This is a genomic window from Martelella sp. FLE1502 (genome assembly GCF_053484255.1).
Genome location: NZ_JBAKFQ010000001.1, coordinates 294,386 through 314,316, shown reverse-complemented (window position 1 = coordinate 314,316; position 19,931 = coordinate 294,386). Strand labels below are relative to the sequence as shown.

The following is a 19,931-nucleotide window of genomic DNA, read 5'->3' as shown; positions in this document are numbered from 1 at the left end:
GCTATGGATGTGAAGAAATGGTATCTCTCCAAGACCGTTTGGGGCGCTCTGCTGGCGGTTGCCGCGCCGCTGCTGCAGCTTGGCGGCATCTATATCGATGACGGCACGCAGAGCGAACTGGCGGCTTCGATTACCACGATCGCAGGTGCAGCGGGCGGGATGCTCGCGCTGTTCGGGCGGATTGCGGCGAAGTCGTCGCTAACCCGTTAGCTTGAAACCATCATCTTTACACAGGACTGGTCGGAGCTTCGGGCTCCGGCCAGTACATCATTTTCGATTTTGCTGAAATTAAGATTGCAAGCGTTTCGACGGGGCTATTCATTTGGAGTTCAGCCACGTATCTTTATAAGGACTTGCGAATGGTGCGCAGGATGGCGAAGAAGAAGATTTGATGTCGTTGAAACCTCTATATATTCTGGTGCTGACCGGCTTGTTGCTGGGCGGAAACAGTGGAACGGCCGGCGCCGCCAGCTGCGCAAACGCCGCGCGTCAGGTCGCGGCCAGCACGGGCGGCGATCTGCTTTCCGCTCTGCCCGCGCCGGACGATCCGAATATGTGCCTGGTAACGGTGATCGTTCCGGCAAGCGACGGCAGCCCGCCGCGCAAGATTACCCGCCGCGTTCCGGCAAGCTGAAGTCTGTCAGGCCGGCGCCTGCAAGAGCGGACAACTGAAATGCGAATTCTGCTGATCGAAGATGATGAGAACCTGAACCGCCAGCTTGCCCAGATGCTGCGGGATTCAGACTATGTGGTTGATTGCGCCTATGACGGTGAGGAAGGCCATTTCCTCGGCGACACCGAACCATATGACGCGGTCATACTCGATATCGGTCTGCCCCAGATGGATGGGGTGACGGTGCTCGACAAATGGCGGCAGGCCGGTCGCAACATGCCGGTTCTGATCCTGACGGCGCGCGATCGCTGGAGCGACAAGGTGGCCGGGATCGATGCCGGCGCCGATGACTATGTCACCAAGCCGTTTCACATCGAAGAGGTGATGGCCCGCATCAGGGCGCTGATCCGTCGCGCCGCCGGTCATGCAGCGGCGACGATCACCTGCGGCCCGATCGAACTTGACGTCAAGGCCTCCAAGGCCACGCTCGACGGTGAGATACTGAGGCTGACCTCGCACGAATACCGGTTGCTGTCCTACCTGATGCATCATCAGGGGGAGGTTGTCTCGCGGACGGAGCTGACCGAACATCTTTATGATCAGGATTTCGATCGTGATTCCAACACGATCGAGGTTTTTGTTGGCAGACTTCGCAAGAAAATCGGAGCTGACTGGATCGAGACGGTGCGCGGCCTCGGTTATCGCATGCAGGCGCCGGGATGAGGTTTGCGAACTCCCTTACCCTCCGTTCGCTCGCACTGACGACCGTATGGTTCGCGATCGCGCTTCTTGTGATCGCGATCGTGATTTCGGCGCTTTATCGCAATGCCGCAGAGCGCGGCTTCCGGCAGCTTCTGCAAGCCGAAATGTTCAATGTGATCAACTCGGTGTCGATTGATGATGAGGGCGAACTCAAGGGATCTCCCCAGCTTGGCAATCTGAACTATCAGCAGCCGCAGACCGGATGGTACTGGGTTGTCGATCCGCTTTACGACAAATCCAAAAAGTCGCTGCAATCGCCCTCTCTCGGCGCGCAAGACCTGCCGGTTACCCCTGAGAGCGAAGTTCCCTATGACGGCAATTATCGCCGCACCTATATCGTTCGCGACGACAACAATAATGACCTGGCGGTGATCGAAACCGTTGTCGTGATGGACGAGAAGGACCGGGCAACCCGGATCCGGGTGTCGGGCAATCGCGATGCGGTTGACAATGACGTACGCTGGTTTTCGCAGCGGCTCTACATAGCGCTCGCCCTTTTCGGGATTGCGAGTATTCTCCTCAATGGCCTCATCATTTTGTGGGCGCTGCGCCCGCTCGACCGGGCTCGTGTGGCTTTGCGCCATATTTCCGAGGAGGGCGAGGGCGAGATGCGCGGGCAGTTTCCGGTGGAAATTCAACCGCTTGCCGATGAAATCAATGCCTTGCTGGCAAACAACAGGGCAATCGTCGAGCGGGCGCGGATGCAGGTCGGCAATCTCGCGCACTCCCTGAAGACGCCGATTGCGGTGCTTTTAAACGAGGCCCAGGGCATGGCCGAGAAGGAAGGCAAGCTCATCGCTTCGCAAGTGGTGATGATGCAGGCCCAGGTTCAGGCCTATCTGAACCGGGCGCGCATCGCTGCCCAGACCGAATCGGTCCTGACGCGCTGTGAGGCGGAGCCGGTGCTTGAACGGCTCGTGCGGGTGATGCGGCGGCTGAACCCCGAGAAATCCTTCGTGCTGACCTGCGAGCAGGGTCTTCTTCTGGCAACAGAGCAGCACGACCTCGAGGAGGTTGTCGGCAACCTTCTGGAAAACGCTGCTCGATTTGCCGAGAACGAGGTTCATGTGAGCGCGCAACGGCGGGTGGATGCCGCTGAGCCTGGAGAGTGGGCCGAGATCATCGTGAAGGATGACGGGCCGGGCCTGACGCCCGATGAAATCCGAAGGGCAATGAAGCGCGGCAACAGGCTGGACGAGAGCGGGGCGGGCTCCGGCCTTGGCCTGTCGATCGTTGATGATATCGTACAGGCCTATGGCGGTCGATTCGAACTGACCGGACTTGAGCGTTCCGGCCTGCACGCGCGCGTTGTTCTTCCGGCCAAAAGCAGGAAATAGTTGATCGCGACCCCTCATGCGAATTATGGCCACATTCTGTGCTTAGCGACGATATAGCGGGAGCGCTGTGGATCGGGGAACCATTCTTTCTGCTCAACGCTTTCTCTGATGACGCAAAACAATATGACGGGAAAACTCGTGATACGAAATTGGCAATTGATTGCTGTCGTTCTCATGATCTCAGGCTGTTCGGCAACCGGTGGCCGTGGAGCGGCGGTCGCTCCTCAGCCCGTGGCGGCACAGGCAGCTGCACAGTCGGCGGCGCTGAATGGCGGGTTGGTGCAGCGCGCCGGCATTACATTGTCTTCTTTCGATCAAGCCAAGGCGCTGCAGGCCGAGCAATACGCCCTGGCGGCGGCGCCGGCGGGGGAAGCCGTCAACTGGCAGGGACAGGGCGCGCGCGGCTCTGTGACTGCGGCAAGCCCCTATCAGGTCGGTGACCAGAATTGCCGGCAATATACGCAGCGCATTGTGGCCGATGGCCGTGAGTTTGTCGGTCGAGGGGCCGCCTGCCGCGAAGCTGCCGGTTCGTGGAGCCTCCTCGATTAACTCAGCGGCGTCTTGCGGGATGGCCAGCCGAAGTGCGACGTTTTGAGGCAGGTTCGCCGCCTGATGTTTTGAACTGTTGGAATTTTCGCGGTGGTGGCGTACGAAGACGACATGATATTCACGCTTGCCGCCATTGTCCTGACGCTTGCCGCGGCTTTTGCGGTTGCCGTACCGTTGTTCCGGCGGGACGCGCCGACAGATGCGGTCGCCGCCGGGCCGGACCCGGTCTATCGCTCCCAACTGAAAGAACTAGATCGGGAACGGCGAGACGGCCTTATCGACGAGAATGCCTATCTTTCCTCCCGTGCAGAAATCGGGCGAAGGCTGATGGCCTCGGAAGCGAAGGCGGCGGACAGAGCCACCGCGCTGCGGGGCGTTGCCGCGCGCCATCGTATCGCAACAGCGGCATGCGTATTTGCTGCGCTGATTGTGGCGGGCGTTGCCTATCCCCTCCTGGGCGCGCCCGGCGCGAAGGACTATCCGTTGTCGGCCCGCCTCAATTCGGAGAATCCGGAGCTTGCGGTCCTTGTCGCGCAGGTCGAACGGCATCTCGCTCAAAATCCCGATGATGGTCGGGGGTGGGACGTGATCGCGCCGGTCTATCTGCGCGAAAACAGGCTTGATCGCGCTTATGAAGCCTATGCCAATGCCATAAGGATTTCCGGCCCGAACCCGGAGCGACTTATGGGGCTCGGCGAGACGCTTGTGTCGCTCGAATCGGGCTTCGTCAATGACGAGGCGCTTGAGGCATTTCGTGACGCCGAAGCATTGTCGCCGGACAATGTCAGGGCCGGATATTATATTGCGCTGGCGGATGAGCAGGCCGGGAACCACCAGGCCGCGCTCGAGCGCTTCGACGCCTTGCTGGAAAAAATGCCGGAGAACGCCACCGGACGCGACGTGATCGAGCGGCACATCGCCTTGAATCGAGGTCGATTGGCGCAGACGGGCGCGCCGGCGTTCGGGCCCGATCAGCAGGACATCGATGCGGCGGCCGCCCTATCGCCGCAGCAGCGTGCTGAAATGGTCGAGGGCATGGTCTCGGGGCTGGCGCAACGCCTTGAACAGGAGCCCGACGATATTGAAGGCTGGATGCGGTTGATCCGCTCCTACGCGGTGCTGGGTCGGGAGGATGATGCAAATACCGCGTACGATGCCGCGCTGGCCTATTTCGGGGCGGAGAGCCCCGCCGGCCAGCGGCTTGAGCAGCTTGCGGCGGAACTTGCGCTTTCGGGAGGAAGATCATGACGCGCAAGCAAAAAAGGCTCGCTGTTATCGGCGGCGGGGTGGCTTTTATCGCGATCGCGGTTCTGCTGGTGCTTTTTGCGCTGAGCCGCAGCGTCTCCTACTTTTTTATGCCATCTGATTTTGCCGAAAATCCCGTCAGTTCCGAAACGCGGATAAGGCTTGGCGGGCTCGTCGAGGACGGTTCGGTCCGGGGCGCGGAAGGGGCGGGCGTTGCCTTTGCCGTTACCGACGGCAATTCTTCCGTTGAGGTGCGCTACGCGGGCATTCTGCCTGACCTTTTCCGCGAAGGGCAGGGCGTGGTAACCGAAGGACGGATGGGACCGGACGGGATTTTCCGCGCCGACACCGTGCTTGCCAAACATGACGAGAACTACATGCCTAAAGAGGTCGCCGACCGTCTGAAGGCCGAGGGCGTATGGGAAGGTGAGGGGGGCGGCACACCTTGACCGTTGAACTCGGACTCTATGCGCTGATCCTCGCTCTGGCAGTCTCCGTTCTGACGGCGACGCTGCCGCTTGCGGGCGCGCGGACGCAGAACATGGCCTTGATGGGCATTGCGCGCAGCGGCTCGCTGACCCTGTTCGCGCTGGTGGCACTGTCGTTCGCCATTCTGATCAGGAGTTATCTTCTCTCCGATTTTTCCGTGCGCAATGTCTGGGAAAACTCGCATTCGCTGATGCCGCTGATCTACAAGTTTTCGGGCGTCTGGGGCAATCATGAAGGCTCCATGCTGCTTTGGCTGCTGATCCTGACGTTTTTCAGCGCGCTGGTGGCGGCCTTCGGGCGCAATCTGCCCGCCGATCTTCGAGCCAATGTACTTGCCATCCAGGCCCTGATTGCCACGGCTTTCATCCTTTTCATTCTTCTCACTTCCAATCCGTTCAGCCGCGTCTTCCCCGTTCCCGCAGAGGGGCGGGAACTCAATCCGATCCTGCAGGATATCGGCCTCGCCATTCATCCGCCGCTTCTCTATCTGGGCTATGTCGGCTTTTCGGTCTGTTTCTCGTTCTCGGTCGCGGCGCTGGTCAGCGGGCGGATCGACTCGGCCTGGGCGCTTTGGGTGCGGCCATGGGCGCTGCTTGCCTGGCTGTTTCTGACCGCCGGCATCGCGATGGGCTCCTACTGGGCCTATTACGAACTGGGCTGGGGCGGATGGTGGTTCTGGGACCCGGTCGAAAATGCATCCTTCATGCCTTGGCTGGCGGGCACGGCACTGCTGCATTCGGCTCTCGTCATGGAGAAGCGCGAGGCCCTGAAAATCTGGACCGTGCTGCTGTCGATCCTGACATTTTCGCTTTCGCTTCTCGGGACGTTTCTCGTTCGCTCCGGCGTTCTCACCTCGGTCCACGCCTTTGCGACGGACCCGACCCGCGGCGTTTTCATTCTGGCCATTCTTGCGTTCTTCATCGGCGGCGCACTGACGCTGTTTGCGTTGAGGGTGCCGCTTTTGCGCGCGGGAGGCCTGTTCTCGCCGATCTCGCGGGAAGGCGCTCTGGTCTTCAACAATCTGATTCTGACTGTCGCCGCCGGCACGGTGCTGATCGGAACGCTCTATCCGCTGTTTCTGGAGACGCTCACCGGAGAGAAAATCTCGGTGGGTCCGCCCTTCTTCAACCTGACCTTCGGGTTGTTGATGATCCCGTTGCTGCTGGCCGTCCCCTTCGGGCCGATGCTTTCGTGGAAAAGAGGAGACCTGAAGGCTGCGTCGGAGCGTCTCATGGTCGCGGCGGTCCTGGCGCTGATCTTCGCCGCGGTCTTCGTCTATTTCCATGAAGGCGGACCGGTTCTGGCCGTGCCCGGCATTGCGATCGCCTTCTGGCTTATCTTTGGAGCGCTGTCGGATATCTGGACCCGCTCGGGGTTTTTCCGTCTGCCGTTTTCGAAGGCATGGCCGCGTTTCAAGGGCCTGCCGCGCTCGGCCTTCGGCGCGGCGCTTGCGCATCTTGGTCTCGGCGTGAGTGTGTTGGGCATATTGGCGGTTTCGCTTTACGAAACAGAAGCCGTGCTGGAGATGACGCCGGGGTCCGAGGTCGCATTGAGCGGCTATACGGTGACTTTTGAGGGTGTCGAAACCGTGCGTGGCCCCAATTACACAGATGAGCGCGGAACATTTGCGATCAGCGCGGACGGGAGGGCATCCGGCGTGGTGCACTCGGCCAAACGGCTCTATCCTTCGAGCAATACGCCGACGACCGAGGCGGGCATCAGGACCTTCGGTCCCAGCCAGCTTTATATTTCGCTTGGCGACCCGCGTCAGGATGGTGCCTGGGTCGTGCGGGTGTGGTGGAAGCCCTTCATTCTGTGCATCTGGCTTGGATTCGTGCTGATGGCTGTCGGCGGGGTTGTCTCGCTTTCCGATCGGCGTTTGCGCATTGGCGCGCCGGCGCTGAGCAAGAAAAGAACGCAGCCAGCGCAAGCCCTGGGAGCCGCTGAATGATTCGGCTTGTTGTCTTGGTTTTTGCCGTGCTGCTCCCGATCGGGGCGTCTGCCGTCGAGCCCGACGAGATGCTGAGCGATCCCGCGCTGGAAGCGCGCGCGCGGGAGATTTCCGCGGAGCTTCGCTGCATGGTCTGTCAGAACCAATCCATCGACGATTCCAATGCCGACCTCGCCCGCGATCTGCGCCTTCTGGTGCGAAGCAGGCTGGAAGCCGGCGACAGTGATGACGAGGTCATCGATTATGTCGTTTCGCGCTATGGCGAGTTTGTTCTGCTGAAGCCCCGCTTTTCGCCGCATACCTGGCTTCTATGGGGCGCGCCGGCCCTTCTCATCCTGTTGGGCGCCATCGGTTTGTGGCGGCTTGCGGCCGCTCGCCGCGGTGCTGACAGACCGCTCTCCCGCCAGGAGGAGGAGCGGCTGGAGAAGATTTTGTCCGAGACGGACGACCATTAACAAACCGTCATCTGGCGGACAGTGTTTTGTAAGGTCCCAGCTTTTATAGTCCCTCTATTCGATATGAAATCATTCAACCATCGACACCAGAGGAAAAGCAGACCTATGTTCCAGCAGCCCACCGGACCAAACAAGTTCAGGTCACTCTTGAAAGCCTCGGCAGCTGCGGGCGTCGCAGCCGTGCTGTTTTCCGCCGGCGCTCCCCTGACGGTAACGGAAGCGCTTGCGGATCCCGTTCATGTTCAGGCTCCGGAAGTCCCCGGATTTGCCGATGTCGTCGAAGCGGTCTCGCCCGCGGTTGTCTCCGTGGTCGTTGAAAGCAACGTCCAGCCGGTCGCCCAGCAGGATGGCGGCTTCGGTTTCGGCTTTGGCGGGCGCGGTTTCGACAACCTTCCCGATGATCACCCCCTCAAGCGCTTCTTCCACGATTTCGGTGCGCCGAATGAGCCCACGCCGCCGCCGCAGCCGCGCAAGGGCGGTCCGCGTCCGGTTGCGCAAGGCTCAGGCTTCTTCGTCTCCGAGGACGGCTACCTTGTCACCAACAACCACGTTGTGCGCGAAGGCGACGCATTCTCGGTACGTATGGATGACGGCACCGAGTATGACGCAAAGCTGATCGGCACCGATCCCCGCACTGACCTCGCCGTGCTCAAGGTGGATGCCGATCGCGAATTCACTTACGTGAAGTTCGCGGACGACAAGAATCTTCGCGTTGGCGACTGGGTTGTCGCGGTCGGCAATCCGTTCGGCCTTGGCGGCACGGTCACGTCGGGCATCGTTTCGGCGCTTGGCCGCGATATCGCCTCCGGTCCCTATGATGATTACATCCAGGTTGATGCCGCGGTGAACCACGGCAACTCCGGCGGCCCGACATTTGACCTCAGCGGTGAAGTCGTTGGCGTCAACACCGCGATCTTCTCACCTTCCGGCGGCAATGTCGGCATTGCCTTCGCGATCCCTGCGCACCTGGCCCAGGACGTCGTTGTCGACCTCATCAATGATGGCGTGGTCGAGCGCGGATGGCTCGGCGTTCGTATCCAGCCCGTCACCGAGGACATCGCCGAATCGATCGGACTTGCGAAACCGGAAGGCGCGCTCATCTCGGAGCCGACCAGTGACAGCCCCGGCGCCAAGGCGGGTCTGAAGCAGGGCGACGTGATTACCGCGGTGAATGGCGACGTGATCGAGGATGCCCGTTCGCTTTCGCGTATGATCGGCATGATGGAACCGGGCGACGAGGTGGAGCTGTCGGTCTGGCGTGACGGAAAGTCCCAGACGATCGATGTGAAGCTCGGCGAATTCCCGACTGAGGATGAAATCGCCGCTGCTGACGGCCTCAGCGGACCGACGGAAAGCTCGCTGATGACCCAGCTCGGCATCGAGGTTCGCCCCGCCGATGACGGCAAGGGCGTCACGGTCACGGCAGTGGACCCGAACTCCGACGCCGCGACCAAGGGCCTGGCAACGGGACAGAAGATCCTGAGCGTCAATAACAAGGACGTCAGCTCGGCTGCGGATATTCTGAAACAGGTCAAGGATGCCGCCGATCAGGGCCGCAAGCAGGCGCTGTTCCAGGTCGAAACCGAAAACGGCAGCATGTTCACCGCGCTGCCCACGGAAACCGACGCCGAAGACGCCGGCTGATCCCCCATCAGCACTGGAGGAGGCGCATCGCGGAAGCATGCGCCTTTTCCGTTTCAGGAGACCTTAGATGTTTTCCAAAGAGCCGGTTGAGCCTGCTTGTCACACCGAGGCCGATGGCGATATGGTCCCCGGCATGCGTGTTCTTGTCATCGAAGACGATCTGGAGGCGGCTGCCTATCTGACCAAGGCCTTTCGCGAGGCCGGCATTGCCTGTGAGCATGCCGGTGATGGCGAGAGCGGCCTGTTCATGGCTAGCGAGAATGAATACGACGTTCTCGTCGTCGACCGCATGTTGCCGCGTCGCGACGGGCTGTCGGTGATATCGGCGCTGAGGGCGCGCGGCATCAACACGCCGGTGCTGATTCTCTCGGCTCTCGGTCAGGTCGATGACCGGGTGACCGGCCTCAGGGCAGGGGGCGACGACTACCTTCCCAAGCCCTATGCCTTCAGCGAGCTTCTCGCCCGCGTCGAAGTGCTCGGCCGGCGCAAGGGCGCGCCCGATCACGACGTGCTCTACAAGGTGGGCGATCTGGAGCTCGATCGTCTTTCGCATGAGGTGCGCCGCGCGGGCCGCGAGATCACGCTTCAGCCGCGCGAATATCGCCTGCTGGAATATCTGATGAAGAATGCCGGACAGGTCGTTACCCGCACCATGCTTCTGGAAAATGTCTGGGATTATCATTTCGATCCGCAGACCAATGTGATCGATGTCCATGTTTCGCGGCTGCGCTCCAAGATCGAGAAGGACTTCGACAAACCCTTGCTGAAGACCATTCGCGGCTCCGGCTACATGATCAAGCATGATGCGTAACGGATGAGGGAGCGGCTGAAGCTTCTGTTCAAGTCGACGGCGGTGCGTCTCTCCGCCGTCTATATTCTGCTGTTCGGGCTCTGCGCGGCGGTGATGGTGTTCTACGTGACCGCCGTTTCCGAAAGTCTGGTCGAGCGGCAGATGCGGGATTCCCTCCACCGGGAGATTGCCCAGCTTGATGCCTCATTCGAAAGCGGCGGTATTCGCCGGCTGTTCAACACGATCGAACGGCGCGCGCGCCAGCCCGGGGCCAATCTCTACGTCATCGCCAGTCCGCAGGGCGAAATCCTGGCAAGCAATGTCGCCTCGCTACAGCCCGGCGTCCTGGACAATGCGGGTTGGCTCGATACGCCCTTCCGCTATGAAGGCTTCGCCGAGAACAACAAGGGCGACCGCTATAGTCTGGCGATCGGCTATGTGATCGTGCTCGACAACGGCATGAAGCTGATGATCGGCCGTGATCTGGGCGACCCCGAAAGGCTGCATATCATCGTCAGGCAGGCCTTGCTGCTGGCGCTGATCATCATGGGCGTCGGGGCGCTGGTGATCTGGTTCGCAATCGGGCGCAACGCGCTGAAGCGCATGGACCGGATGTCGTCGGCGAGCGGCAAGATCATGGCCGGCGATCTGTCCCAACGCCTTCCCGTAACCGGTTCCGGTGATGAGTTCGACCGGCTCTCCAATTCGCTGAACCTGATGCTGGACCGCATCGTCCGTCTGAACGAGGGGCTGAGGCAGGTTTCCGACAACATCGCCCACGACCTCAAGACCCCGCTGACCCGTCTTCGCAATAAGGCGGCCGATGCCGCCGCCGCCGAGGATCCGGAAGAGCGGCGCGCCTCGCTCGAAGGCATTATCACCGAGTCCGACCAGCTCATCCGCACCTTCAATGCCTTGTTGATGATCTCCCGCGTCGAGGCTGGCGCCGTTGCGGCAGAGATGTCGCCGGTCAACCTTTCGGCGATCGTCGAGGACAGCGCCGAGCTTTACGGCCCGGTGGCCGAGGAAGCCGGCATGACGCTGGAGATCGCGATCGAGCAGGATCTTTCGGTGAACGGCAATCGCGAACTGATCGGGCAGGCGATTTTCAACCTCCTCGACAATGCCATAAAATACGCCTCGGCTTCCGAAAACGAGCCGCGTATCTACCTGTCGCTCAAACGCGAGGGCGCGGATGCCGTGTTCATGGTTGCCGATAACGGACCGGGCATTCCCGCCAATCGCATCGAGGACGTCAAAAGGCGGTTCTTCCGTCTGGATGAAAGCCGCACCAAGCCGGGCACCGGACTTGGCCTCTCCATGGTCGATGCCGTGACCGACATGCACGGCGGCAAATTCGTGCTTGCCAAAGCCAGCCAGTATGTTCCGGGCTATGGCGGTCTTGCCGCGCTCATTCGCTTTCCGCTCACCGCCAATCGTTCGCGCTGAGCGGCTTTTGCTTCCGCTCCGTCAATGCTAAGGCGGAGAAAAGAAGTTGCGGAGGAAGCTATGCAGGAGACCGAGGGTCGCTTGGCCGACAGTGCGGCAGGGCGCGTCTTTGCGCTGGATGAGGCGGCATCAAGGGAAGCGGCGGGCGAACTCGCCGAAGCGGTCGAAAGTCATGTACTCCCGGCCGTCCTCGCCGACGCCGAGGCCCCTTTAACCGCCTTTCTCGCGGCCGCCTTCACGCTCTCCCCCTTTCTCCACGACACCTTCCGCTCCCGGCCCGAACTGCTTGGCCGGATCGATGAGCCAATCGGCCCGCAGATCGAGGCCGAAATCGAAAAGGCGCGTAACGCCTGGATCGTCGAAGACGGCTCCCAAAGCGATGGCGAGATCATGACGCGGCTCCGGCACGCCAAGCAGCGTGTCGCCTTCCTCACCGCGCTCGCCGATCTCGGAGGCATATTCGAAGCCGAAGTCACGACCGATCTGCTGAGCCGCTTCGCCTCCGCCGCCGTGGCCGCCACGCTCGACCATCTGCTGGTCTCGGCCGCCGGCGAAGGCAAGATCAGGCTGCCATCCTCCCGGGACACCCCTTCGGAAAACTCCGGCGTCGTGGTGCTCGGCATGGGCAAGCTCGGCGCGAACGAGCTCAACTATTCCTCCGACATCGATATCGTCGTCTTCTTCGAGCCGGAGGCGGAGATCATCATCGATCCCGACGATGCGCGGGAGCTGTTTCCCAAGCTGATGCGCCGGCTTGTGCGCATCCTTCAGGAGCGCACCGGTGATGGCTATGTTTTCCGCACCGACCTGCGCCTGCGGCCGGACCCCGGCTCCACGCCGCTCGCGATCCCTGTCGAGGCGGCGCTGATCTACTACGAAAGCCGCGGCCAGAACTGGGAACGCGCCGCCTATATCAAGGCAAGGCCGATCGCGGGCGATATCGCCGCCGGCGAATCCTTCCTCGCCGAATTGGCACCCTTCATCTTCCGCAAATATCTCGATTATGCGGCGATTGCCGATATCCATTCAATCAAGCGGCAGATCCACGCGCACAAGGGCTTTGGCCTCGTCGCCGTCCATGGCCACAACGTCAAGCTCGGGCGCGGCGGCATTCGAGAGATCGAATTCTTCGCCCAGACCCAGCAACTGATTGCCGGCGGGCGCATGCCGCAATTGCGCTGCCGGCGCACCGTCGATGCCCTTGATGCCCTCCGCGAGGCCCGATGGGTCGACAAGCAGACGGCGGATGAGCTGAAGACCGCCTACTGGTTCCTGCGCGATGTCGAGCATCGCATTCAGATGGTGCGCGACGAACAGACTCACATCCTGCCCGAGGATGATGCCGAACTGCTGCGGATCGCGCGCATGAGTGGGTTCAAGACGACCGATGAGTTTGCGACGGCGCTGGTATCGAACCTGAAAACGGTCGAGAAACGTTATGCCCGCCTGTTCGAGCGGGAACTGACGCTGTCCGGTGAAACCGGCAATCTCGTCTTCACCGGCGAGGATGACGACCCCGGCACGCTCGAAACGCTTTCGAAGCTCGGTTTCGAGCGGCCGGCCGATATCGCGCGCATCATCCGCACCTGGCATTATGGCCGCTATCGCGCCACCCAGAGCACCAAGGCCCGCCAGCGACTGACCGAGATCATGCCCGATCTGCTGGCGGCCTTCGGCGCCAGTCGACGCGCCGACGAGGCGCTGCTGAGGTTCGACCGGTTCCTCTCCGGGCTTCCTGCTGGCATCCAGCTTTTCTCGCTGCTCAAGAGCAATCCCAACCTGCTTCTTCTGTTCGTCGAGATCATGTCCGCCGCGCCGCGCCTCGCCGAAATCATCGCGGCACGGGCCCACATCGTCGACGGCATGCTCGACCCGGCCCTGCTCACCGAAATTCCTACGCGCGATTATCTTGCAGGCCGCCTCGAAGCCTTCATGGCTGGCGCGGAAATCTACGAGGAGCGGCTCGATCGCCTCAGGATATTCACCGCCGAACAGCGCTTCCTCATCGGTATTCGTCTGTTGACCGGCGCGACCGGCGGTTTCGCCGCCGGCCGGGCGCTGACGGTGCTGGCCACGCTTGCGATCGACGAGGCGCTGACTGGCGTGCTGTCCGAGATCGAGCAGAGCCACGGCAAGCTTGCGGGGCAGCGGGTCGCGGTGCTTGCCATGGGCAAGCTCGGCAGCGCGGAACTGACCGCCGGCTCGGATGTCGATGTGATTGTGCTTTATGATTGTGACGACCCGCTCGGCTCTTCCGACGGCCCGAAATCGCTTGACGCGCCGCGCTACTTTGGGCGTGTGACCCAGCGGCTGGTGGCAGCGCTCAGCGCGCCTACGGCGGAAGGCGTGCTCTACGAGGTCGACATGCGGCTGAGGCCCTCCGGCAATGCCGGACCGCTTGCCACCCGTCTTGCGGCTTTCGAGAAATATCAACTCAATGACGCCTGGACCTGGGAGCATATGGCGCTGTCGCGCGCCCACCCGCTGTGCGGTGATCCGTCGCTGATGAAGGACGCGGCCGCCGTCATCGATGCGGTTCTGGTGAAGCCGCGTGACCGGGAAGCGCTGGCGCGGGATATCGCGGAAATGCGGGCGAGAATCGAGCGCGACAAACCGGCGAAAAGCATCTGGGACCTGAAGCTGATCGCGGGCGGCCTGATCGATATCGAATTCATTGCCCAGTTCTGCCACCTCGGCTCCGACCAGCCGCGGGAAAAGGCCGGCGGCGGCGAGGCGATGAGTACGGATGACGTGCTGGTGCGGTTCGGGCACGAGTTCATGAATGCGGGCGATCTCGAAGCCTGCCGAAAGGCGCTCGCGCTTTACACCGATATCGCTCAGCTCACGCGCGCCTGCCTGAACACCGGCTTCAAGCCCGATACCGCACCAGCGGGACTTCTGGACCGGCTTTGCAAATTGTCGGATTGCCCTGATATAGAAGCGCTGGAGGCGCTGATCACCGATACGGCTGAGGAGGTGCGCTCGATCTTCAGAAAGCTGTTGCCGCTGGCGTAACCGACGTTACGCCACGGTCTTGCGGATGATCGTCCCTGCTGCGCGGCTGGCCCGTGCGGACGAAAGCTCGGCTTCTGGATCGTAACGAACCGGAATATCGCGGCCAAGCGCACGATTGAGCGCGGCGCATTTCAGCTCCAGCCTGCGGCGCGCGGCGGCAAGGGCGGCGACCTTTTCGCGCAGCCTTGCCTGTTCGCCCTGAAGGCGGCATTCATCGCTTTTGAATGCGGTGATGTCGGAGCCGACGGTGAGCAGTGCGCCATTCGGCAGCCGGCTTTCGCTCACCGCCTGCCAGTGTCCGGCCGGCGTTCTGACCTCGCTCGACACGGCGTTGTCGCCGCAAATCCGGCGGACCACCACGGCATCGTCGGCGACAAGGCTGTCGCGGCGGGCGCTGCCGTCTACGCCATAGGCTGCGGCGAAGCTGGCATTCGCAAGCTCGAGGCGTCCATCCTTGCCCCAGAGCGCCAGCGCCTGCGGCATGGCGTCGAACGCGGCCTGATAGAGGCTTGCGCGCTTCGTGGCCGTCTCGACTTCCCGCCGGCTTGCGCTGGCCGTGCGGATCGCCGTGCCGCTGACCGCGATCCTGCCGTCGGTCTGGCCGGCATGGGCGCGGATATCAATACGGGTGTAGCGACCGTCATGCTGGCGGAGGCGGAAACTCGCCTCGATAAGCCCGGTATCTGCCGGCGCAAACCTGCGGAAGAAGCCGGCGCGATCGTCGGGATGGATCAGCGCAAGCATTTGCTTGTGGTCAAGCTGCCGCGGCGCGGTGCCGAGGCCGAGCGCCATTGCGGCCGAGCCGTCAAGAAAGGTGAGGCCGGCCTGCGGGTCGAACGACCAGAGGCCCGTTTCGCCATTGGCCAGCATGCCGTCGCGGCGCGCTTCGTTTTCCAGCATCAGTTCGGTGGTGTGGTCGGCGCGGTTGAGCTGGGCGTAATAGGCGTAGACCACCACCAGCAGCAGCATCGCCATCGCCGCAAACAGCGTGACATTGAGATTGATCTCCGCCCGCCACAGGGCGTTCATCGTCTGCATCGAATGCAGTGCGATCACCATGCCGCCATCGCTGCCCGCCAGATGCATGGAGACCTGATACGGCACGCCATTGATATGCGTTTCCACGACGCCGCCTGAAGAGCGGCTGGGGCGCGCCGAGGTCAGTTCGGGAAAGACGGCGGCGAGCGGGCGTCCGGTCAGGCTCGCGCTGGCGCCGGTCGCCGCCAGAACAGTGCCAGCGGTGTCGATCACCACCAGATCGGTATCCGAACCGGCTGCGACAAGCGCGTTCAGTTCCTGAGCGGTTTCGGCCGCGCTGGCCGGATCGAACAGCCGAGGCTCGTCCTCAAGCGCGGCGAGTGCCATGGCGGAGGTCAATTCGGTCGCCTGGCGGACGGCATCTTCCATCCGCTCATGGCTCGAGATCAGCGACAGACCGCGCGCCGCCGCCACGCTGATGAGAAAGGCAATGATGAGAAGGGGAATGGACTTCTTCAGGATCCGTTCGATGGCCGGCCGTTCAATCAGACTGAAGCCGCCGAGGCCGACAAAACCCGCCTGCTGCGCCGCGGTGAAAACCCGCTGTGTCCCCGCATGAGCGCGCAACTTCCCGTTGACTGTGGGGCGTTCCCACATGTCCGATCTTTTCATTGGTCTGGTTCCCTCGTGTGATTCGGCAAACCGCCTTTGCGAATCTGCCCTAGTGAATCAAACGTGATTCGCCTTGTCCAGCGCCCATAGGGAACCTTTTGTTAACCATAAGCATAAAAAGGCTTTTTTGTGTTCGCGGTCCTTCCGACATCCCGCTATTGGCGGCCTGCTAGCGTTACGGGTTACGAAGGCAAGGACTCCGAACGCACTTTTTTGCAAGCCCTCCGTCAGCTTTTCAACATGCGGTTGACGATATCGCGCAGGTTGCGGGAAAGGTCTTCCTGGTTCGCAATGCGTTCAATCTCCGCCCGCGCCTTCTCGCGCCGTCCGGCTTCAAGCGACTGGAACGACCGCATGGCCGTCATCATCCGCGCCGTCAGCGTGGCGTTGCGCGGGTCGGTGGCGAGGATGAAATTCGCGAAGAACCGATAACCTGCTCCATCCGGGCAGTTGAAGCCGGTGGGATTGGAGGAGGCGAAAGCGCCGATCAGTGCGCGCACGCGGTTGGGGTTGCCCTCATCGAACGCCGGATCGCCCATCAATTCGGCCACCCGGTCCAGCGTGGCTTCGCCGGGAACGGTCGCCTGAGCGGTAAACCATTTGTCGAGCACCAGCGGCTCGCCGTCGAAACGCTGACGGAAGTCGGCAAGCACGGCGCCAGTTTCCGCGCTGCCCGGAAACTGGTGCGCCAGTATGCGAAGTGCTGCAATCATATCCGTCATGTTGGTCGCCGCGTCATAGGCGCGCTGCGCCGGCAGCGGCGACTGTTCGGCTTCGGCGAGATAGGCGAGCGCCGTATTACGAAGCGCGCGGCGTCCCGCACTGTCCGCATCCGGACTGAAGCCGTTGTCTTCCCGCAGTTCCTCCACGAGCCTGGCGAATGATGCGCGCCCGGAATTGGCGATTGCCGAAAACACCGCCTTGCGGGCAAGGTGGATCGCATCCGGGTCCACGTCCTCGCCGATCTCGCGGCCGATATCGAGTTCGCTCGGCAACGTCAGCGCCAGCGCGCGGAAGGCCGGCTCAAGGCTGCTGTCCTCCGCCGTCTCGATCAGGATCGAGGCGAGGGCGCTGTCGGTATCCACGCTGCGTCCGGCCCTCACTGCTGCCGTGGCATGGACAAGCACCTCCAGCGCCAGCCCGTTGATCGCGTCCCAGCGCGCCACAAGGTCGCTTTCCGCTCCCGCGATTTTCAGCCGATCCTCGCGCGGCTGATCGAACCGCACCCGCACGGGCGCGGAAAAATCGCGGTTGAGCGAGATCGCCGGCTTCGCCCCGAGGCCCTCGAACACGAAGGTCTGTTCGCTTTCCGTCAGATGCAGCACATCGCCGGTGCGCTCTCCGCCGCTAACGGAAGACGGTTCCATGTCGTCGCCATTCGGGCTGATAAGCCCGACGCGCAGGGGAATGTGGAGCGGCTTCTTGTCGCTCTCGCCGGGTGTGGGCGGGGTGCTCTGCGACAGTGTGAGTTCCAGCCGCCCCTCTGCCGCGTTATAGGTACTGCGCGCGCCGATCACCGGCGTTCCGGCCTGATGGTACCAGAGCGCGAAATGGGAAAGGTCGCGGCCGGTCGCATCCTCGAAGCACTTCAGATAGTCCTCGATCGTCACCGCGCCGCCGTCATGGCGCTCGAAGAACAGGTCGAGGCCCTTGCGGAACCCGTCTTCTCCGAGCAGCGTCGCGATCATGCGGCTGACTTCGGAACCCTTTTCGTAGACGGTGGTCGTGTAGAAATTGTCGATCTCCATGTACTGCGTCGGCCGCACCGGGTGGGCGAGGGGGCCGCCATCCTCGGGAAACTGGTGCGCCCTCAGGAACTTGACCTCATCCACCCTTACCACCGGCCGCGACCGCTGGTCGGCCGAGAACTCGTGCTCGCGGTAGACGGTTAGCCCCTCCTTCAGGCTGAGCTGGAACCAGTCGCGGCAGGTGATGCGGTTGCCGGTCCAGTTGTGGAAATATTCGTGGGCCACCACCGCCTCGATGCGGGCGTAATCGTCATCGGTGGCCGTTTTCGGGTCGGCCAGGATCAGCCGGTCGTTGAAGATGTTGAGACCCTTGTTCTCCATCGCGCCCATGTTGAAGTCGGAGACCGCGACGATCATGAAGATGTCGAGATCATATTCGCGCCCGAACCGTTCCTCATCCCATTTCATGGAGCGTTTCAGCGCATCCATCGCATAGCCGGCGCGTTCCGCCTTGCCGTGTTCGACATAGATGCGCAGCGTCACCGCGCGGCCCGACATGGTGGTGAAACGATCCTCGATCATCGCCAGGTCGCCGGCCACCAGCGCGAACAGGTAGGAGGGTTTGCGGAAGGGGTCGTGCCATTTCGCCAGATGCCGGCCGTCGCCAAGGTCGCGTTCCTCGACAAGATTGCCGTTGGACAGAAGCAGCGGGTTCTTCGCCTTGTCGGCGATGATGGTCACCGTATAAACGGTCAGCACATCCGGCCGATCGTAGAAATAGGTGACCCGGCGAAAGCCCTCCGCCTCGCATTGGGTCGAATAGACGCCATTGGTGCGGTAAAGGCCCAGAAGCTGCGTGTTGGCGGTCGGATTGATATTGGTCTTGATCGTCAACGTGAACGCGTCGTCGGCCGGCAGATCGTTAATCGTCAGATGGTCGGAGGTGCACTCGTAGCGCGCGGGCAGCAGCGGCTTTCCGTCCAGCGCGAGGCCGGCAAGCTGAAGCCCGTCGCCGACAAATTCGAGCGGGGCGTCGGGCGAGACGCCCGGGCGGCGCTTCATCCTTATCTGCGAGCCGACCGTCGTCAGTACCTCTCCCAGTTCGAAAATCAGATCCACGCTTTCGATGATGAAGTCCGTCTGGCGATAGTCTTTCAGATAGACGGTCCGGTCGTTACGCATTGTAGCCTCATTCTCTTTCACTGCGCCTGAGCGATTTGTGCGCTAAGAAAGCGCCGAATGTTCAAAAAAGCAAATCTTTGACTGCGCGACGGGAAATCTGTGCATTCCCGCCCTATCTGGCCTATTGTTAGTACCCACCCACCGAACGGGAAGAATACCCGAAAATGCCGCAAGCGCCTGACGATCCCCTCCGTGGGATCATCCTGAAACTGTCTTCAATCCTCGCCTTCCTGTGCATGCAGACCTGCATCAAGCTTGCCGGCAGCGGCATCGCGCCGGGGCAGGTGACCTTCTACCGCTCGCTCTTCGGCATCGTGCCGATCCTTGTCTACCTCGCCTGGCGTCGTGAACTGAAGGGCGCCTACAGAACCTCTCGCCCCTTCGGGCATTTCGTCCGCAGCCTTATCGGCATCACCTCCATGGGCATGGGGTTTTACGGCCTCATGCACCTGCCGCTTCCGGAGGTGATCGCGCTCGGCTATGCCCTGCCGCTGCTGTCGGTGGTGTTCGCAGCGCTGCTTCTGGGGGAGGTCGTGCGGATCTATCGCTGGTCGGCGGTGGTGGTGGGCCTCTTCGGCGTGCTGATCATCTCCTGGCCCAAGCTGACGCTGTTCCGCCAGGGCGGGATAGGCGAGACGGAGGCGCTGGCGGTGGTCATGGTGCTTGCCGGCGCCTGCCTCGGCGCGCTGGCCATGGTGCAGGTGCGCAGGCTGTTGGTGACCGAGACCGGGCCGACCATCGCGCTCTACTTCTCCACCTTCGCCGCCCTGATCTCGCTTGCGACCCTGCCGTTCGGCTGGGGCGATCTGGGTGCGCTGCCGCTGGCGCTGCTGATCGCTTCCGGCCTGTTCGGCGGCGCCGGGCAGATCATGATGACCGAATCCTACCGCTTCGCCGACGCCTCCACCATCGCGCCCTTCGATTACAGCTCGATCATTTTCGGAATCCTGATCTCGCTTTTCGTTTTCGGAGAGATACCGACCCTGAATACCATGGCTGGCTCGGTCATCGTCGTCGGCGCCGGCATATTCATCATCTACCGCGAGCACAAGCTCGGGCTCGAGCGCCGGAACCTGCGCCGCGTTTCGTCCTCGCAGACCCCCAACTGATAG

At 62.1% G+C, this 19,931-nt stretch carries 16 protein-coding genes; 14 read left to right on the top strand and 2 right to left on the bottom strand.

The features are described from left to right. The first annotated feature begins 3 nt into the window (after positions 1-3). From V6767_RS01435 to V6767_RS01375, 13 genes are all read left to right on the top strand, one after another. On the top strand, positions 4-210 hold the full coding sequence (locus V6767_RS01435) for a hypothetical protein (RefSeq protein ID WP_448429765.1): 207 nt from the start codon (positions 4-6) through the stop codon (positions 208-210). 181 nt (positions 211-391) lie between these two features. Further along, complete coding sequence (locus tag V6767_RS01430) at positions 392-634, top strand: hypothetical protein (RefSeq protein WP_448466833.1); 243 nt, start codon at positions 392-394, stop codon at positions 632-634. A 39-nt stretch (positions 635-673) separates the two neighbouring features. Continuing rightward, entirely contained in the window at positions 674-1,336 is a 663-nt protein-coding gene (locus V6767_RS01425; protein WP_347445684.1) for a response regulator transcription factor, read from the top strand. Then, entirely contained in the window at positions 1,333-2,712 is a 1,380-nt protein-coding gene (locus V6767_RS01420) for a sensor histidine kinase (RefSeq protein WP_448471775.1), read from the top strand. The genes V6767_RS01425 and V6767_RS01420 overlap by 4 nt, the downstream gene beginning before the upstream one ends. 108 nt (positions 2,713-2,820) lie before the next feature. After that, on the top strand, positions 2,821-3,261 hold the full coding sequence (locus V6767_RS01415) for a hypothetical protein (protein ID WP_448471774.1): 441 nt from the start codon (positions 2,821-2,823) through the stop codon (positions 3,259-3,261). A 111-nt stretch (positions 3,262-3,372) separates the two neighbouring features. Then, positions 3,373-4,509 (top strand): c-type cytochrome biogenesis protein CcmI, encoded by a 1,137-nt coding sequence (gene ccmI, locus V6767_RS01410; protein WP_448471773.1) that lies wholly within the window; start codon positions 3,373-3,375, stop codon positions 4,507-4,509. Beyond that, positions 4,506-4,955 carry a cytochrome c maturation protein CcmE gene (gene ccmE, locus V6767_RS01405; protein ID WP_448471772.1) on the top strand — a complete coding sequence of 150 codons (450 nt, stop codon included), beginning with the start codon at positions 4,506-4,508 and terminating at the stop codon, positions 4,953-4,955. The genes ccmI and ccmE overlap by 4 nt, the downstream gene beginning before the upstream one ends. Continuing rightward, positions 4,952-6,946: a heme lyase CcmF/NrfE family subunit gene (locus V6767_RS01400; protein WP_448471771.1), complete on the top strand. Its 1,995-nt coding sequence runs from the start codon at positions 4,952-4,954 to the stop codon at positions 6,944-6,946. Before ccmE ends, V6767_RS01400 begins: the two co-directional genes overlap by 4 nt. Next, positions 6,943-7,401: a cytochrome c-type biogenesis protein gene (locus V6767_RS01395; RefSeq protein ID WP_448471770.1), complete on the top strand. Its 459-nt coding sequence runs from the start codon at positions 6,943-6,945 to the stop codon at positions 7,399-7,401. Before V6767_RS01400 ends, V6767_RS01395 begins: the two co-directional genes overlap by 4 nt. Positions 7,402-7,506: 105 nt before the next feature. After that, entirely contained in the window at positions 7,507-9,045 is a 1,539-nt protein-coding gene (locus V6767_RS01390; protein ID WP_448471769.1) for a Do family serine endopeptidase, read from the top strand. A 121-nt stretch (positions 9,046-9,166) separates the two neighbouring features. Then, entirely contained in the window at positions 9,167-9,856 is a 690-nt protein-coding gene (locus V6767_RS01385; protein WP_448471855.1) for a response regulator transcription factor, read from the top strand. 3 nt (positions 9,857-9,859) lie between these two features. Further along, complete coding sequence (locus V6767_RS01380) at positions 9,860-11,284, top strand: ATP-binding protein (protein ID WP_448471768.1); 1,425 nt, start codon at positions 9,860-9,862, stop codon at positions 11,282-11,284. A gap of 60 nt (positions 11,285-11,344) precedes the next feature. After that, a complete protein-coding gene (locus tag V6767_RS01375; RefSeq protein WP_448471767.1) occupies positions 11,345-14,299 on the top strand; it encodes a bifunctional [glutamine synthetase] adenylyltransferase/[glutamine synthetase]-adenylyl-L-tyrosine phosphorylase in 2,955 nt (984 codons plus the stop codon). A 6-nt stretch (positions 14,300-14,305) separates the two neighbouring features. Here the strand turns inward: V6767_RS01375 and V6767_RS01370 are convergent, their stop codons facing one another. Beyond that, positions 14,306-15,949: a PAS domain-containing protein gene (locus V6767_RS01370; protein WP_448471766.1), complete on the bottom strand. Its 1,644-nt coding sequence runs from the start codon at positions 15,947-15,949 to the stop codon at positions 14,306-14,308. Positions 15,950-16,176: 227 nt separating this feature from the next. Next, entirely contained in the window at positions 16,177-18,819 is a 2,643-nt protein-coding gene (gene pepN / locus V6767_RS01365) for an aminopeptidase N (RefSeq protein WP_448471765.1), read from the bottom strand. Positions 18,820-18,983: 164 nt separating this feature from the next. On the opposite strand from pepN, the gene V6767_RS01360 reads away from it, so the two are divergent. Beyond that, a complete protein-coding gene (locus V6767_RS01360) occupies positions 18,984-19,928 on the top strand; it encodes a DMT family transporter (protein WP_448471764.1) in 945 nt (314 codons plus the stop codon). Positions 19,929-19,931 lie beyond the last annotated feature (3 nt).